Genomic DNA, 1,029 nt, shown 5'->3' with positions numbered 1-1,029 from the left:
CGCATGATTCTATTTTAGTAATTCCTGTTCCGACCACAACCTCAACTAAGTTTGTACAAGCAGAGAATGCTCTTTCTCCAATAATCGTGACACTGTCAGGGATGGTTACTGAAGATAAATCACTACACCCTTCAAAGGCATTAGCACCTACTAAAGTGCACGAAGTAGGTATAGTAATTGATGTTAAGCTGCTACAACTATAAAAAAGACGTGTTTCTATCTTTTCTATTTCATTCGATAATGTAAAGTTCTTCAAATTAATACAGCCAGAAAATACTGCTTGACCCATTTTTGTTATATTAGAATCACCAATTATTGATTCTAACATATTGCATCCAGAAAATGCTGAAGATTTTAATTCTGTTTTATCATTAAAAGATAAAACTATCAAATTATTACAACTTCCAAAAGCTGATTCGGAGATGACAGTTGCACCTTGTACTTGGACACTTCCGATTGATTTGCAATATCGAAATGCTTCCTTTCCAATGCTTTTTACACTTTTGGGAATTGTAACAGATATTATTGGTTTGGCATTCCAAAAAGCATATGCTGATATAGAATCTACATCATTTGGGATTATCAAATCTCTGATTTCTACTCCATTAACAAAAAGATGCTTCGTATACGCTAATGGGTTAACAGCAATGTTTCCTAATCCATAATTTTGATCAAATTTGATTTTGCAATAGAACGACAAGTCTGGGATTCTAAGCGTATCTATTTTAGAATGGCTAAAAGCGCTATAGCCAATAGTTTTTATTGTGTTGGGCAAGGTTATGTTTCCATAGGGAACTTCTGACATTCCATTAACATCGAATGCATAGTCATCAATTGCGACAACATCATATATTGTATCGTTATATAAAATAGTACTAGGAATCACTACATTACCACCTTTCCAAGATACTCCACTTTTATGCACAGAAGCTTTCTGGGCCTTTTTAACGATTTCATATTCAACTCCATCCACTATCACAATCTCCGAAAAGACAGACAGGTTTATAAATAATGAAAAAAACAAAAAAA

1 protein-coding gene is annotated in these 1,029 nt (G+C 33.5%); it reads right to left on the bottom strand.

The features are described from left to right. Positions 1 to 973, bottom strand: a 973-nt coding sequence (locus BLU47_RS14440; protein WP_176780616.1) for a leucine-rich repeat domain-containing protein, incomplete at its 3' end; no start/stop codon positions are given. Positions 974 to 1,029 lie beyond the last annotated feature (56 nt).

Origin of the sequence: Prevotella sp. tc2-28, assembly GCF_900107705.1 — a bacterium.
In the GTDB taxonomy this organism is placed as follows: domain Bacteria; phylum Bacteroidota; class Bacteroidia; order Bacteroidales; family Bacteroidaceae; genus Prevotella.
This window is presented reverse-complemented; position numbering and strand designations above follow the sequence as displayed.